The 15,185-nt window shown below is 58.1% G+C and carries 12 protein-coding genes; 8 read left to right on the top strand and 4 right to left on the bottom strand.

The window, feature by feature from the left end:
- Positions 1-14 precede the first annotated feature (14 nt).
- The gene (locus LVY75_35700) at positions 15-470 is read left to right on the top strand and encodes a carboxymuconolactone decarboxylase family protein (protein ID XAZ26113.1); all 456 of its coding nucleotides are present in this window, start codon (positions 15-17) and stop codon (positions 468-470) included.
- A gap of 759 nt (positions 471-1,229) precedes the next feature.
- On the opposite strand, the gene LVY75_35695 is transcribed toward LVY75_35700, so the two are convergent.
- Entirely contained in the window at positions 1,230-2,243 is a 1,014-nt protein-coding gene (locus tag LVY75_35695) for a LacI family transcriptional regulator (protein ID XAZ26112.1), read from the bottom strand.
- A gap of 172 nt (positions 2,244-2,415) precedes the next feature.
- On the opposite strand from LVY75_35695, the gene LVY75_35690 reads away from it, so the two are divergent.
- The 4 genes from LVY75_35690 to LVY75_35675 are packed head-to-tail and all read left to right on the top strand — an operon-like array spanning position 2,416 to position 6,773.
- Positions 2,416-3,357: a sugar ABC transporter substrate-binding protein gene (locus LVY75_35690; GenBank protein XAZ26111.1), complete on the top strand. Its 942-nt coding sequence runs from the start codon at positions 2,416-2,418 to the stop codon at positions 3,355-3,357.
- A 31-nt stretch (positions 3,358-3,388) separates the two neighbouring features.
- The gene (locus tag LVY75_35685; protein ID XAZ26110.1) at positions 3,389-4,936 is read left to right on the top strand and encodes a sugar ABC transporter ATP-binding protein; all 1,548 of its coding nucleotides are present in this window, start codon (positions 3,389-3,391) and stop codon (positions 4,934-4,936) included.
- A 1-nt stretch (position 4,937) separates the two neighbouring features.
- Positions 4,938-5,933 (top strand): ABC transporter permease, encoded by a 996-nt coding sequence (locus LVY75_35680; GenBank protein XAZ26109.1) that lies wholly within the window; start codon positions 4,938-4,940, stop codon positions 5,931-5,933.
- Positions 5,934-5,942: 9 nt separating this feature from the next.
- The gene (locus LVY75_35675) at positions 5,943-6,773 is read left to right on the top strand and encodes an N-acyl homoserine lactonase family protein (protein ID XAZ26108.1); all 831 of its coding nucleotides are present in this window, start codon (positions 5,943-5,945) and stop codon (positions 6,771-6,773) included.
- A gap of 1,304 nt (positions 6,774-8,077) precedes the next feature.
- Here LVY75_35675 and LVY75_35670 read toward each other — a convergent pair.
- The 3 genes from LVY75_35670 to LVY75_35660 are packed head-to-tail and all read right to left on the bottom strand — an operon-like array spanning position 8,078 to position 11,269.
- Positions 8,078-8,917 (bottom strand): TIGR01459 family HAD-type hydrolase, encoded by an 840-nt coding sequence (locus LVY75_35670; protein ID XAZ26107.1) that lies wholly within the window; start codon positions 8,915-8,917, stop codon positions 8,078-8,080.
- Positions 8,910-10,190, bottom strand: a complete 1,281-nt coding sequence (locus LVY75_35665; protein ID XAZ26106.1) for an FGGY-family carbohydrate kinase — start codon at positions 10,188-10,190, stop codon at positions 8,910-8,912. The genes LVY75_35670 and LVY75_35665 overlap by 8 nt, the downstream gene beginning before the upstream one ends.
- Positions 10,187-11,269 carry a class II aldolase/adducin family protein gene (locus tag LVY75_35660; GenBank protein XAZ26105.1) on the bottom strand — a complete coding sequence of 361 codons (1,083 nt, stop codon included), beginning with the start codon at positions 11,267-11,269 and terminating at the stop codon, positions 10,187-10,189. The genes LVY75_35665 and LVY75_35660 overlap by 4 nt, the downstream gene beginning before the upstream one ends.
- A gap of 195 nt (positions 11,270-11,464) precedes the next feature.
- On the opposite strand from LVY75_35660, the gene LVY75_35655 reads away from it, so the two are divergent.
- Genes LVY75_35655 through LVY75_35645 form a run of 3 tightly spaced genes read left to right on the top strand, consistent with a single transcriptional unit; the run spans position 11,465 to position 15,179 of the window.
- Positions 11,465-12,241 (top strand): DeoR/GlpR family DNA-binding transcription regulator, encoded by a 777-nt coding sequence (locus LVY75_35655; protein ID XAZ26104.1) that lies wholly within the window; start codon positions 11,465-11,467, stop codon positions 12,239-12,241.
- On the top strand, positions 12,241-13,641 hold the full coding sequence (locus LVY75_35650; protein XAZ26400.1) for a carbohydrate kinase: 1,401 nt from the start codon (positions 12,241-12,243) through the stop codon (positions 13,639-13,641). Before LVY75_35655 ends, LVY75_35650 begins: the two co-directional genes overlap by 1 nt.
- On the top strand, positions 13,638-15,179 hold the full coding sequence (locus tag LVY75_35645; GenBank protein XAZ26103.1) for a sugar ABC transporter ATP-binding protein: 1,542 nt from the start codon (positions 13,638-13,640) through the stop codon (positions 15,177-15,179). Before LVY75_35650 ends, LVY75_35645 begins: the two co-directional genes overlap by 4 nt.
- The last annotated feature ends 6 nt before the right edge of the window (positions 15,180-15,185 follow it).

Below are 15,185 nucleotides of genomic sequence, written 5' to 3'. Positions count from 1 at the left end.
TCAAGGAGATCATCATGAATGAGACCACGCGCCTCAACTGGTACGAGATAGCACCGGCTGGAGCCAAGGCGCTGTTCGGCGTCCATCACTACATTACACACAACACGAACCTGACTGAGGAACTTATCCATCTCGTGTTCCTGCGCGTATCGCAGATTAATGGCTGCGCACATTGTATCGATTTGCATACCCGCGATCTACTTAAGACGATGGCCGCCGACAAAGTCACTCTGGTCCCGGTATGGGAAGAGGTGCCGCACCTTTTCCCCGAACAGTACCGCGCGGCGCTGGCCTGGGCCGAGGAGGTGACGCTCGTCAGCGAGACCCATGCTTCTGAGCAAGCCTATGCTGCTGCTTCGGCAGTCTTCGAGCCCAAAGATTTGGTAGATCTTACAATCACAATCGCGGCTATGAATGCGTTTAACCGGCTAGGCGTTCCATTCCGGCTGCCAGTGAAGGCGCAGCCCTAAAAACGCGCCGGCGCCGTTGCTCAGACGGCGCCATTCGTCTCATATGTCGGGCTGTTATTGGGCGTTCCGCAGAAGGCGCCCGTCAACTCGACCGATAAATTCGCACGTTGTGATCCGCTCATTGATGGAACGCAGTCGCCGTTTGAAAAAGCGCGCCCGAACCATCCAAAGGCCGTCGATCAGGTGAGTGCGGTTCCCCTAAGGTTGCATTGTCCTGAAGTCGTCATTGAGCTGCACGCAACCGCCCGTAATCCTTAAGGACAGGTCGTGCAGAGGTTCCCGGAATCTGGCCACGGCCACCACGGCGTCAGCCGAAGCACTTGCCGCAGATGCTGAGGAACTGCTGAGCTTGATTGCCAAATTCCGCATCGACAACAGCGCCCCCCGAGCGTCCGGCCTACACCTAGTAGCACAGAGGATGCGTCACGCAAGCTGAGCCTTCGTTCGGAAAACACCTAGATAGGTGGAAGGAGCCAAGATCCGCGAGAAAGCATCGGAACGTTGACACCGATTGTGGTGGTCCGACGTCGAGCAGTCATCGTCTCCCGACGAGGGTTGCCCATTCGCTAAAGCTGAGGTTGGTGGTGATGACAACGCTGGTCCGCTCGCTGACGCGCCCATCCGCACTTCGTTCCCTCACAAAAATCGACTTGAACTCTAGTGCATCTGTCGGGTTGCCGGCAGGCTTCCGGCTGAAACCGATGGCTATCCTTAACGGCGGCCAACTCGTAATCGAATTCCTAAAGCTGCCACTTCACTTCAGCGGCTCTTGAGTGGCGCGCAACTCTCGCCCACAACGAGCGAGGGCTGGAAGACGACATTGCGCGCGTCGGCGCCGGCCCCGCGACTGATACGATCTACCAACAGACGCAACGCCTCGTTGGTCATATCGATAACCGGATGCTCTGTACGCGTCAGGCGAGGCCGCAGCCCTCCAATGCCGGGAATAGTGTCCGTAGACGCGATCGAAATATCATCGGGGCATTTCAGGCCAAGATCGGCGAGCGCTCTCATGACACCGAGCGCCATGACACCGTTGGCGACATATATCGCAGTCGGGGGCTCGGGCTGCGTCAGCAGTTCGCGAGCGACGGAATAGGCGGTATCCTCCCGAAATTCGCCGGCACGGATATGGTTTGGCGCCGGTGTCAGCCCGCGTGCGCGCATGGCCTCCAGCATGCCATCAAGACGGCCACGGCCTGTTGTCAGATGCAGGGGACCGGTAATGGTGCCTATGCGCGTATGCCCGAGATCCATCAGGTAATTGGTGACCTGTCGGGCGGCAGAGACGTTATCGATGGTGATCGTGTCAGTATTCTGGCCCTCGACGGTGCGGCCAAACAGGACAGTCGGGATCGCTTCACCTTCGCTATCGCGCTGCGGCTGTGTCGAGACGACGTCGACCGGCACGAGGATGATCCCGTCGCAGGAAAGCGCACGGATCCGCGCGAGGATGCGCCGCTCGTTTTCCGGTTTCTCGTCGCTGTTGAACAGGACAAGCGAGTAACCCCAGGCGGCCACCGCCGCCTCTGCAGCCCAGACAAGCCGCGCAAAAAACGGATTGGCGAGATCGGCAACGACCAGCGCGAGCAACTGACTGCGTCCGCGCTTGAGACTGCGGGCCGCCTGTAACGGAGCATAATTGAGCTCGTTGATCGCAGCGTTGACCCGCGCGCGCAGTTCAGGGCTGACATAGGCAGATTCATTGACGACTGCCGATACGGTCGCCGTCGATACTTGTGCACGGTTTGCCACATCTCTTATCGTTGCCATTCGCGGTCGGGACCAATCCAGCTAATCGTTTCGCTGGAATGCTTGCGGCAAATCCGTAAATTTGTCCAGATATTCGGCAAAAATACTTGCGGATTCACGAGAAATCAAGAATGTTAGCGAAACGGTTAGCTGACGTTTGCTGAACATCGGCGGTGGGATTGGGAGGAAAGCTATGAACTTCGTTTCTTTGGGTATTGTGCTCGCGGCTGCAACGCTCGCGGCTGTGCCAGTGCATGCGGCCGACAAGCCGCTGGTTGGTCTCGTTTCGATTGCGGCAACCGAGGCAAATAATGTCCGCTATATCAATGGCGCCAAGAAGGCTGCCGCAGAGCTCGGGTATGAAGTCTCCGTCGTCGATGCTGCGGGCAGCGCCGACCAGGCAAATGCGGCCATCCAGAATTTTGTGCAGCGAGGTGCCTTTGCGATCGCCGATCTCGTCTTTCCTGCATCTTCGATCGGAGCCGGCCTTGATGCGGCCAAGCAGGCTAATATCCCGGTCGTCACATGGGGCGGCGGGCTCGGGTTGAGCGTGGCGGCGACCAACGGTTCCGGCGCGCCGATTGCCGAGCCGGTCATCCAGAAGATGATCGACGATATGGGCGGCAAGGGCGAACTTCTAGCACTCACCTACCGCACCGGCGAGGTCTGCCGAAACCGCGAAACGCTGATGGACAAGATGCTGGAAAGCCACCCGGACATCAAGGTGACGAAGAACGAGGTGCGCATCCCCGGCTATATCGAGGATGGCGCCCAATATGCCAATGCGTGGCTTGCTTCTCATCCTCCGGGAGAAGGAAAGCTGGCGATCTGGGGTTGCTGGGACGATCCGGCAATCGGCGCAATCGGCTCGCTTCGCTCTCAGGGGCGCGATGACGTGATGGTCTATGGCGTTAACGGCAACGCGCAGGCGATCGAAAATATCAGGAACGGTCACATGACCGCGACCGCATGGGAGGACAGTTACACCGAAGGCTACAATATGATTAAGCTGCTGGCGGACATCAAAACGGCCGGCGCGGACTGGAAGCCGCAGGCTGTCGAGGTGCCGGCAGTGCTGATCACCAAGGATACTGTGGCGGACTTCCTCAAACAACATCCCGATGCGGTCCAGTAGGCCGGCTTCGGACAGGATCGGAAGAGAAGCAATGCTTGCGTCCAACCCGGAAAAGGAGGCGTCTTTAACGCCTCCGTTTCTTGTTGCCCGTGATGTCCGGAAAACCTATGGCGGCGTCCAGGCGTTAAGGGGCGTGTCGCTGACGCTCCGTGCCGGAGAAATCCACGGCCTCGTCGGTGCAAATGGCGCCGGAAAATCGACGCTGATCAAGGTTCTTGCCGGTCTCACCTATGCCGATGCTGGGGAGGTGTTGATCGACGGCAACCCGGTCGCCGTCGCCAGCCCGGCGGTCGCGACTGATCTCGGCATGAATTTCATCCATCAGGAGCTCGCTTTCATTCCCGGAATGACCGTCCTGGAAAACATCATGCTGGGCCTGCCGAAAAAGACTAGGTTCGGGATTGTCGACTGGACAGCGATTGCGCGCGATGTCGAGCCGGTCGCCCGACGTGTCGGCATAGTTGCTCCACTGAACGCCAAGGTGAAGGACCTCTCGACGGCGGAAAACTGGCTGATCAATATCTGCCGGGCGCTGATGCGCAAAGCGCGGCTGATCGTCATGGATGAGCCAACCGCATCGCTTTCGGCCGCAGAAAGCGAAAAGCTCTTCAAGATCATTGAGGACTTGCGGGATACGGGTGTTTCGATCCTTTATGTCTCACACAGGCTCGACGAGATCCTAAGGCTGTGTGCCGCTGTCACCGTCTTCCGCGACGGCAATTTCGTGACTGTCATCGACAGACCGAACCTCACGCGCGCCGCTCTTGTCGAAGCGATTGTCGGCGGCGTGGTCGAAAATCTCAGCCACGAAAAACATTATGTGCGGAAGGAAGCGATGCTTTCGGTATCGGGGCTGAGCCGGCTGCCGAAGGTGAAGGATGTTTCCTTTGAACTGCATCGCGGCGAAGTGCTTGGCATAGGCGGCCTTGTCGGCGCCGGGCGCACGGAGTTGATCCGGCTGATTTATGGCGCCGATCGCGCCGATGCGGGGCAGATGACGCTGGACGGCCAGTCCTTTCTGCCGAAGACACCTGCACAGGCGGTTAAGGCGGGGCTCGGGCTGGTGCCGGAAGAGCGTCGCGCCGATGGGCTGCTCCTGACAAAGAGCGTCGCCTTCAATCTGCAGCTCTCCAATCTCACCAATATCATCCGCAATCCAGCGCTGCCGTTGATCGATTATCGTCGCCGCGCAGATCTTTCGTCGCAAACCGTCCGCGACCTCTCGATCAAGGCGCAGTCGATCGAGACGCCGGTCGGCCTGCTCTCCGGCGGCAACCAGCAGAAGGTGGTGATTGGCCGGTGGCTTTTGCGCTTGCCGAAAATCCTCATTCTCGACGAGCCGACCAGGGGCGTCGATATCGGTGCCCGGGCAGATATACACCGGCTGATCCGGGAATTGGCCGCGCGCGGCATGGCGGTCATCGTCGTGTCCTCGGAGCCCGATGAATTGCCCGACCTCTGCGACCGCGTTCTCGTCATGGCGGAAGGCCGCATTGTGCGGGAACTGACCGGCGCCGGCATCACCCGCAATGCACTCGTCGAAGCCAGTTATGCTTTCGACGGCAATGAAAGGAACTGACATGAGCGATCTGGCCGTTTCGACCCGCAGTCTTTCTCCAGGCGCAAAACAAGCGCTCGGCGCTTTTGCCCGTTATGCCACGATTATCGGCCTGCTGGCGATGATCGTTGCCTTTTCGATCCTGTCGCCGCGCGCCTTTCCGACGATCTATAATTTCACCAATGTGCTGAACCAGACATCGCTCGCGATGATCATCGCCGGTGGCCTGACGCTTGCGGTAATCGTTGGCGAACTCGATCTCTCCATCGGTTTTGCCGCTTCACTGCACGGCGTGCTGGTAACAGGGTTGATCGTCTCCAGCAAACTGCCGATCGGCGTGGCGATCCTGATCGTCATCCTGCTCGGCGGCCTGATCGGCCTCGTCAACGGGCTTATCGTCACCAAGGTCAAGGTCAACTCGGTTATTGCAACGCTCGGTGTCGGCACCATCCTGACAGGCCTGTCCTTTGCCTACTCGGCAGGTGTTCCCATCACCGCCGGCGTGCCTGAGGCATTTCTGCAGGTATCACTCGGACGTTTTCTGTTCGGCATCCCGAATAACATCGTCATCATGGTCGTCGTGCTCGGCGCCCTCTGGATTCTCGTGGAGCGAACGGCACTCGGCCAGGAAATCCAGGCCGTCGGCGGCAACCCGTCCGCGGCCAGGCTCGCCGGCATCAATGTCGACCGCGTCAAGATTTTAGGCTTCGTCATTTCCGGCATGTGCGCGGCCTTGACCGGCATTCTCTTGGCCTCGCGCCTCGGGAGCGGCACGACGAGTGCAGCAGATCCCTATCTGCTGACGGCCTTTGCGGCGGTCTTCCTTGGCTCGGCGACGTTGCGCGACGGAGAATTTCATGTGTTCGGAACGTTCATAGGGGCATTGATCATAGCCTTCGGTTTCAACGGGCTGAACATCTTCGGCGCGCCGACCTATTCGCAATACATCTTTCAGGGCGCCATCCTGATCATTGCGGTCGGTCTATCAAGCCTCGGCCGCATTCTTTCGCAACGTTAGGAGTTTACGATGTCCGATCTTTGGGACGTCCACGTCATCGAATTCGCACGGTCAAAAGACCAGCCGCTGATCGACCTCGTCAACGGTGCCCCGCCATCGACAGTTCTTGACCTTCCTTTTGGCTTTGTCTTGGCTCAGAACGGTGACAAGAACGTTCTGATCGACACCGGCTTTCTCAACGAAGGGAGCGGTGCAGAGTTTTCAAAGAAGTTCGGCATTCCCGACTGGATCTCGCCTGTGCGCATGCTTGAAGAGCTTGGTGTCAAAGCAGGCGATATCACCGATATCGTGCTCAGCCACGCCCATTTCGACCACATGGGTTCGATCTCAGCCTTTACCAAGGCACGGATCTTCATCCAGAAGCGCGAATGGCTCTCCTGGAACGAAGCGATGGCCTTGCCGCCACAGTACGGATTTCTAACGGCTATCATAAACCCCGACAACATGCGCTCGGCTTTCGACGCGGCCGTCGAACACCGTTTGGTGCTGGTCGATGGTGACAAGGACAACATCCTGCCTGGCATTCATGTCCGCCTCGGCGAGGGGCATACGCTCGGCCAGCAGTTCGTGATCGTTGAAACCGCCCGCGGACGATTGCTGGCAGCGGGCGATTGCATATATTCGAAGCTCAACCTCACCGGCAACAATCACGACGGCGTTTTCGCACCGCTCAACAATGGTATCGGTAGCATCTGGAAGCAGTTGGAAACCATGGATCGCATCAACGAGGAGATTGCAGGCGACATGTCCCGATTGATCATGATGCACGATAACGACCGCTGGTCACACTTGCCCCTGGTAAAGGAAATCGAGGGCTTCAGGATACTCAAGGCGTCCTAATCGCCGTGGGGCGCCCGTGTGACGAGTTCTATCGTGTTGTTTCCGGCATACAGTCTTCAAGTCGGACAACGGCGTCAGTATAGGGAAAGCCGTTGGCGATGTCGGTTTTCGAAGCAAGAATGAGGTTGTCACCATCCGGTGTTGACGAAATGTCGGAAGACGCGGAACTCGGATCTCTTCCGGGTTCCCAGAAGGAAGCACGGTAGCCCGCCCAAGCGGGGGTAAGTTATCGGAACCAACAGGAAGTGGATCACACGACGCCTGCTGGGCAGCAGAGTCTGGGTTGATAGACTAGCCGCGCGATCCGACCGATCAACCGACAAGCAACACCAATGTTCCAAACGGCGTCAGGGCGGCTCTCCATTATTCACATGCCGGCGTCGTCCAGTCGAAATGGCATTGAAAGGACAGGGCAAAGCAGAGGATGTCCGACGACATGAGCAACAACATTTGCCCATCGGGTCTATACCGATCCATTTGCGGCCATGCTGGGCGGCCTGGTCCGAGAAGCAACCCGTGACCTGAAGGCTTCCGTCAACGCCCCGGCTAGCGAGATGGTTACGCAGCAGGAATTGGACTGGCGTCGACCGGCGGAGGATAGAGCCTTGACTGATGCGAACGTAAAGGACCTCCGCGACGGCAGGTTCAGCTGTTTTGCAGCGGCTGAGTCGATAAGTGATCTCTTACTGAGATCGCTTTAGTGCTTGCATCTCGGAGGCTGTCAGATCAATGCCGACACTCGAAGGACGCTCATTACCTCAGGTTGACGCAACAACCGGCGAAATCAGTGCAGAAGGATTGCGCCAGGCTCTTCTCCGAGCCGCGCGCGAAGCCGGGATCGCCACTTTTTCGATTGTCTCTGAGGCCGCGCTCCCAGGCGTCAGCTTAAATGCACATCTGTCGTTAAGGGAACAATGACCAAGAGAAACTTAACGCCGTGTGCCAACTAAGGCTCGAGATGCGGTTGGGGCGCTTAGGCAAGCTTGGTATTCAAGTGAGGCTAACGAAAAGCCTAAATTCTCGTGTCCCGGGCAGAGACGCGCGCTCGTTAACTCCTGAATCCCGCAAGACTGACCCCGCTAATATTTGGGGGTTGGAGTTGAGGCCACATGTACTAATTTACCGCTATCCGCTGGTTTGTCCGTATGCCTGACTTTAGGCACCCCCATACGGACAAATCAGTTGGTCGTCTGGTTCGACGAGGCCATCACCCGCAAGCCCAAGGCCAGATTTCATCATCGACCGCGCGCATAAGCGGCCGGCTGTCGCGCGGCAGTCACGCCCATATGACCTTCAGGTTGAGTTCAAGCGCCAAAGCGTATCATCGTGTATGTTGGATCAGCGCCGACCATATTGCAGATTTCTTGAAGTTGCTCATCGGTCGCGTCGGCTAAGATCCCTGTCCGCACAAGTACCGAGTCCAGGCCGACTGATTTTGCGCCCAAGATATCGTGTTCGATGCTGTCCCCAATGCAGACAACGCGCCGCGTCTCTGTCACGCCTGCAAGCCTCAATGCGTGCTCATAAATATCGGGATAGGGTTTCCCAAGCCAGATAACTGATCCTCCCATCGTCTCGTAGAGCTTGGCGATGCTACCGGCACCCGGCGCAAGGGCACCGTTGTGCAATTTGTGTATATCAGGGTTCGTACAGTAGCACGGGATGCCATTTTGAGCGGCAGGGCGTAACAGGACTTGGTAGTGTTCCATCGAGATCTGTTCGGCTTCGCTACCTGAGACGATAACGATCTCGGCCGCCGATCCGGTTTCCACTGATCGCAGCCCAAGCCGATCCGCGAGGTTGCTGTCGCCGCCGCTGGAGATCGTCAGACAACGGGAGCCCTTGGCAATCACGTTTTCCGGCCGCGATAGAATCTCGAACGCGACATCCCCCGAGGTGACGAAGAAGTCAAAGCTGTTCGCTGCAAAGCCGAGCTTGATGAGCCGCTCGGAATTGTACTCGCCACTTCTTCCGGAGTTGGAAAGGATGACGATTGTCTTGCCCGACGATGCCAGAATTGCCAGAGCATCAGCCGCGCCTTCGTAGGGGCCGGTATCGTCTCTGAGGACGCCGAACTGATCGATGAAGAAAACGTCATAGGCGTGCTTCAACTGAGCCAAGTCAGTGGGTTGCGGCTTAGACATGGGCATTGTCCAGTTCGGATATCACAAGCGCAGCTGTTCCGACTGCAGCCTCGATCGACTTCGCCGCTATCATCTCCACGCCCATCGCAAGGGCTCTCATTTTGCTCCAGGCCAGGTTTCGTGCTCCGCCACCGACCGTTCTGAGGCTTTTCAATGCTGGCGATCCCAGTTCGTGTAACCGCTGGTAACCCAGCCTTTCGATTTCCGTCATCCCTTCGAGAATAGCGTGGAAAAACACACTGTCGTCGGCCGGCCTCGGCGTTAGTCGCGGAGCATAGTGAGGATCGTTGATGGGGAAACGCTCTCCCGGACGGAGAAGGGGGTAGAAGTCCAGCCCGAGTTTTCGGGCCGGATCAATCATCTGCGTGAGGTCATCCAGCCGGTCATCTCCAATCAGGGCGCGCACGACATTTCCGCCGCTGTTCGACGCCCCTCCAACTAGCCAGAAACCTCCGACACGATGCGAGTATATGCCGTATTGCGGTGCGTTGATCGGAGCATCCGATGCTAGTTTCAACACGATAGTGGAGCCGAGCGCTGTCACGGCGTCGCCAGTAATCGATGCGCCGGTCGCGAGAAATGAGGCGCAGCCGTCGGTCGTGCCCGCATGAAACCAGGCGGTCTGCGGTAGTCCGAGTTCGCGTACATAGCCTTCGATCGGAGCGGTTCTCTTACCTGCTCGGTGTACGATAGGCAGCTTGGTCGTATCCATTCCTGCCGCTTCGATCCAATCTGGCCAACTCTCAATCTCCAGGTCAAAGCCTGTTTTCAGCGCATTGTTTTCGTCACTGAAACGCGCTGGGCAGCCGAGTTTCATCGATATCCAGTCAGCTTGGTGTACGATGGCGGCGGCACCTTTCGCATGAGACAGATGTATTGCTCTTGCGAGGCCCGAATTTGCTCCCACCGCCGCGCTGCCCATCGGAGCCTTGTCTGCAATGCGTTCGACAACCGCCTGATCGGGACAGGGGTCGTTGTACATTAAGACTGAGCCTGTCGGCTCATTTGAGCTATCCAGCGAAAGTACGGTCCCGCTTGTTCCGTCGACGGCTATGCCCTCGATCGAGCCTAGGTCCGCTTTTTCCGAGAGCCCTTCGACTGCTTCCTTGGCCCTGTTCCACCAAGAGGCCGGTTGTCGCAGTTCGTCCGGCGACCTGAACGGCGCGGCCGCGAAAGCGACGGCATTTCCGGCGCGGTCGACAGCTGCTGCGCGAGCACCGGACGTGCCGATATCGATGCCGAGGGCGACGGCTGGGCCAACTTGCCTGTTCACGCGGACTGCCTCACCGATCCTCTATCGAGCGCTTGGCGATATTGCTCGGCCTCCCAATGGGTAAGTTCGTATTCATCGCCCTGTGACAGATATTCGACCTTCTTCCTCATCGGTACCCGGCCGACCACTTCCGCCAGGCAGCGTGCCATTACTTCCCCGCCCGCCGTCAGCGTGCTGGACAGCAGTATCCCTTTGCCGGGGACGAGCAACATCTTAGACACGTCACGGCCCTCATTGTGCAGAGCCGCCTCGAAATCCGCCGCGCTTTGCCCTTGGGGAAGGACACCAATTTCCGTTCCGAGGAATATTACGTGATCCGGGTATAGGGAGCCGCCGAGCGCGATCTCCCTATTGGCTTCCGATATCGCGACCGCGTGGCTATCGACGTCTCGAGCAACGTGAAAGCCGGAACCCTTCGCAATCGCCGAGAGGGCGTCGATATCGGGTGTGTTGGTTTCGCGTGGCTCGCTGGACAGCGCAGAGCTGATTCGCTCAATGCGACTTTCCACTTCCTCGACGGTATCACCGCAAACGATAATGCCGTGATTGAAGAGGATCAACACGTCCGGATTTGACGCGGCAGCCTTATCGATCTCCTTCGCAAGAGGAGTGCCTGGTCGCCTGTAGGGTATTGTTACCCACTTGATGTCGGGCAGGCCATTCATGCGTGCGGCAAGCAGTGCCTCGCGGTCTTCCAGGACGGCAAGTGCGATTGCATTTACGCAGTGGTAGTGCGCAACCACCGGACTTTTGAGAGCTGCGTGAAAACTGGTTTCGATCGATGGTCGCAGTCCGCTGGAGTTCAGTTTCGAAACCACGAAGTCGGTGGACTTCTCCGCGCGAGGATCACCTTCCCGAAGAGCGGCAACCAACGGTTCCACAACTACCGGAACCATGATGTCTTGAGCATTGGCTTTGGAAAGCCAGGTGCCCGATGCCTTCACCCACATGACGCCGTCTCTCTTGATCGACGTATTACCGCCAGCGCCCTGTGTCTTGAGGATATCGCTTCCGATCCGGCTGGAAAGCCGGAGGAAGTCTTGGAAATCATCAGTATTCCTCAGGTCCGGTTCGGTCATGTCTTCTTCCTCCTGCGGCGCTGACCCTTGCTTCAGAACCAACCAGTCCCGTGAGCAAACTTTGGCGTAATCCTATTTACGTGATTGAATGTCGTCAATGATGAAGAATATGCATCGTCCGTATTGCGGTAAGGAAGGACGTGTGATTATAGTTCATCATCGATGCTGAGGGAGAAGCGTCAGTGGAGGCTTGCTTTGAATGATTCCGATCGCCAGCGTTTGATCACCGAGACGCTTCGTGAGAAGCCGTTCGCCTCCGTCCGTGATCTGCAGAAGCTGCTCGGTGTTTCCCCGGCAACGATCCGCCGTGACATCGACAAGCTCGATGAGATCGGTGTAGCACGCAAGGTGTATGGCGGCATTTCGGCGAACGAATCTGCGACCTCAGCACGCCTCTCGGCTCGGCCTTACGACGAGAACCGCGATATTGCCGTAGACGCAAAGCGTGCCATCGCTGAAAAAGCCGCGGGCCTGGTGCGAGACGGGGACTCCGTGATCGTTCATGCGGGGTCGACGTGCTATCAGCTCGGCATTCAACTGGCTCGGCGAAATGTTCGCCTTTATACGAACTCGATGCCATTGGGGGCCTATGTCGGTGAGCACGGTACCTGTCATCTGACGTTGGCGGGCGGGGTGCTTTATCGGGAGCCCGGCATCATCCACGACGCTTCCGCAGGAGCGCCCGACTTCTTCGCGTCGCGGTTCTTCCTGGGAACGCAAGGCATCAGTTCCGAGGGACTTCTCGAATCCCATCCCTTGTTGACCAAAGCTATTGGCGAACTGAGCAACTGCGCGGACGAGATTGTCCTGTTGGCGGACAGCCGGAAGCTCTCAATCCAGCCGCGCAACGTCGTTCTTCCGCTGTCTCGCATCGGGACGATCGTGATTGACGACGGTCTTTCGGATCCCGGAGCGAAGATGCTCGAGGATGCCGGTATTACGATACTGATCGCTACGGTAGGAGGCCAATGATGGTGCCATCGAACGTGGTCGCAGTTTTCGATCTCGGTAAGACGAATTCGAAGCTTTTCGTCTTCGGTTCAGACGGTTCCCTGCTTTCGGAGGCCAGGACAAAGCCCAGTTGGATCGAATACGATGGCTTGCGTGTTCTTGATGACGTCGCGCTCTTCGCTTGGATGACGTCAGCCTTGAAACAGGCCACTGAAGAGCATTCCGTTGGCCACGTCATGTTCTCGGGACACGGGTGCACCTTTGCACTCGTTCAGGATGAAGAGTTGGTGCATCCCGTACTCGATTACGAACAGGACCCGCCTCAGTCGGTTGCGGACAGCATCGACATTTTGGTGCCAGCCTTCAGCGAGACCTATTCGCCGAAGCTCCCATTGGGTTTCAATTACGGACGGCACATCCTCTGGCTGGATGCTATCAAGCCAGAGGCGGTAAGCCGCGCCGACGCCATCCTTTCATACCCGCAGTTTTGGTCATGGAAATTTTCCGGCCGGAAAGTGTCTGAGGTTTCCTACATCGGCTGCCACTCTCACCTTTGGGCACCGCTGCGTGATGATTTCAGCAGTCTGGTTGACAGCCGAGACTGGCGCGAAAAGATGCCAGCGTTCGAACGGGCGGGTGCTGCTTTGGGCAATTGGGAGATCGGGCCTGAACACGCGGTTCCGGTCGTTGTCCACAATGGTGTCCACGACAGTAATTCCGCGCTCTATTACTACCGAACGCTCGGGTTCCAGGACTTTACGCTCGTGTCGACTGGCACATGGGTCGTGATTTTCAATTCGGCATGCCCCCTGGAAGCGCTGGATGAACACCGTGACATGCTCGCAAACGTCACCGTCGACGGGAAGCCGGCTCCGACCATACGGTTCATGGGCGGCCGGGAATATGACATCGCAAGTGACGGCTGGAACAAGCCCATCAGCCTTGAGGCAGTCTCGAGAGTGATCGCGAAGCGGGTATTCGCATTGCCCTCTTTTGCGCCCGGCGGCCCGATGCAGGGGTTCGAAAGCCGCTTTGTGGGGCCTGAGGCGAACGGCGAGGAGAGGGCCGCTGTTGCACTTCTGTATGTCGTTCTGATGACCAATCTTTCATTGGATCTCATCCAGTCCGAGAACGCGATCGTCATCGATGGCGGGCTCGTTAAGACGGGACTGTTCGCTGAGCTTCTTGCTCAGTTGCGCCCTTCGCAGCCGATATTCACCAGCGCGACCGCCGAAGGCAGTGCGTTTGGAGCCGCCGCGTTGGTTTTCGACACTTTGGGTGAGAAGCCCTTTGCGAATGAAACGAATGAGACGGCTTCGTTGCAGGTTTTCGGCCTCGTAGCATACCGCGATGCATGGCGGGCGTTGATCGACAACGGCGAACCGGAACTCGTACGCCCGAGGAAAGAGTTACAGGCATGAACACGGCAGGCGACAACCGCGCACCCGTTCTGGAGATGCGCAATATCAGCAAAACATTCGCGAGCACTAAAGCGCTTACAAACGTGTCGCTTACCGTCTATCCCGGTGAAGTCCACGCGTTGATGGGCGAGAACGGTGCTGGCAAATCGACGCTAATGAAGGTGCTCTCCGGCGCGTACACCGCTGACCCGGGCGGCACCATTCTCGTCGACGGAAAGCCCATCGTTGCGGGAGACCCGATAAAGGCGAAGGCGAATGGCGTTTCCGTCATTTATCAGGAGCTCTCGCTCGCGCCCAATCTGACCGTCGCACAAAACATGTTCCTTGCCGCCGAACCTGCCAGGTATGGCGTCCTGGATAAGGCAGCTGCGCGCACACGGGCCGAGCCGATCCTCAAACAGCTTGGCATTTCCTTCGGCCCCTCGCAGCTCGTAGCGTCGCTCTCGCTGGGTGAACGCCAGATGGTGGAAATCGCGCGGGCCCTGACCACGAACGCCAAGATCATCGTCATGGACGAGCCGACGACTTCGCTCACGTCCAGAGAGACGGAGCGGCTCTTTGAGGTGATCGCGGGGCTCAAGGCGCAGGGTATTGCCATTATCTACATCAGCCATCGGATGGAGGAGATCTATGCCCTCGCAGATCGGGTCAGCGTTCTCCGCGATAGCGCTTATGTGGGTACCCTCGATCGGTCCGATCTGTCCGCCGAAAAACTGGTTTCGATGATGGTAGGTCGCGATCTTTCCTCTTTCTACAAGAAGGAACACCGAGCACCGCAAAGCGCCGCTGAAACGGTGCTCTCCGTGCATGACATCGGAGATGGCCGTCGGGTTCACGGATGCTCCTTCGACGCAAGGGCAGGCGAAGTGCTCGGCATAGCCGGGCTAGTCGGGTCCGGACGGACAGAACTTGCACGGCTCATCTTCGGTGCCGATCCGAAAACATCCGGACGGGTTCTGCTCGACAGCAAGGACATTGTCATTGGCAGCCCGCGCGATGCGATGGACGCCGGGATCGCATACCTGACGGAAGACCGGAAAGGCCTCGGCCTCTTCCTGGATATGACGATCAACGAGAACATCAACATCGGTGTGATCGGCAAGGATGCCGGCAAAGGCGGCATTCTGAACTTCGCCGCGGCGAAGGAACGTGCGGCAAGGGCCATCAAGTCGTTGTCCATTCGCACGTCAAGCGACGGCATCAATGTCGGAGCTCTGTCCGGCGGCAACCAGCAAAAGGCGCTGATCGCGCGCCTGCTCGAAACCAAGCCTCGGGTCATCATCTTCGACGAACCGACACGCGGCGTCGATGTTGGTGCGAAGTCCGAAATCTACCGGATTATCGACGAGCTTGCGCAAACGGGGATCGCGATCGTCGTGATCTCAAGCGATCTGCCCGAGATCATCGGAATCGCAGACCGCGTCCTCGTGATGCGCGAAGGCCGCATAGCGGGCGAGGTCCTGGCGACGCCGGACCAACCAATAAGCCAGGAAGCCATCATGGCGTTCTCCACCGGATCGGCGTCGAAAGTCGCTTGAGGTCGG

This window comes from Sinorhizobium sp. B11, from assembly GCA_039725955.1.
In the GTDB taxonomy this organism is placed as follows: Bacteria; Pseudomonadota; Alphaproteobacteria; order Rhizobiales; family Rhizobiaceae; genus Rhizobium.
Note: the sequence above shows the minus strand (reverse complement) of the source record. Positions and strands in the feature narration are given on the sequence as shown.

Bases quoted from the DNA above. Each gene is read 5' to 3' on its own strand.
- LVY75_35670 (XAZ26107.1), bottom strand. From the start codon at position 8,917: ATGTCTAAGCCGCAACCCACTGACTTGGCTCAGTTGAAGCACGCCTAT.
- LVY75_35650 (XAZ26400.1), top strand. From the start codon at position 12,241: ATGGTGCCATCGAACGTGGTCGCAGTTTTCGATCTCGGTAAGACGAAT.
- LVY75_35690 (XAZ26111.1), top strand. From the start codon at position 2,416: ATGAACTTCGTTTCTTTGGGTATTGTGCTCGCGGCTGCAACGCTCGCG.
- LVY75_35660 (XAZ26105.1), bottom strand. From the start codon at position 11,269: ATGACCGAACCGGACCTGAGGAATACTGATGATTTCCAAGACTTCCTC.
- LVY75_35695 (XAZ26112.1), bottom strand. From the start codon at position 2,243: ATGGCAACGATAAGAGATGTGGCAAACCGTGCACAAGTATCGACGGCG.
- LVY75_35645 (XAZ26103.1), top strand. From the start codon at position 13,638: ATGAACACGGCAGGCGACAACCGCGCACCCGTTCTGGAGATGCGCAAT.
- LVY75_35700 (XAZ26113.1), top strand. From the start codon at position 15: ATGAATGAGACCACGCGCCTCAACTGGTACGAGATAGCACCGGCTGGA.
- LVY75_35680 (XAZ26109.1), top strand. From the start codon at position 4,938: ATGAGCGATCTGGCCGTTTCGACCCGCAGTCTTTCTCCAGGCGCAAAA.
- LVY75_35685 (XAZ26110.1), top strand. From the start codon at position 3,389: ATGCTTGCGTCCAACCCGGAAAAGGAGGCGTCTTTAACGCCTCCGTTT.
- LVY75_35675 (XAZ26108.1), top strand. From the start codon at position 5,943: ATGTCCGATCTTTGGGACGTCCACGTCATCGAATTCGCACGGTCAAAA.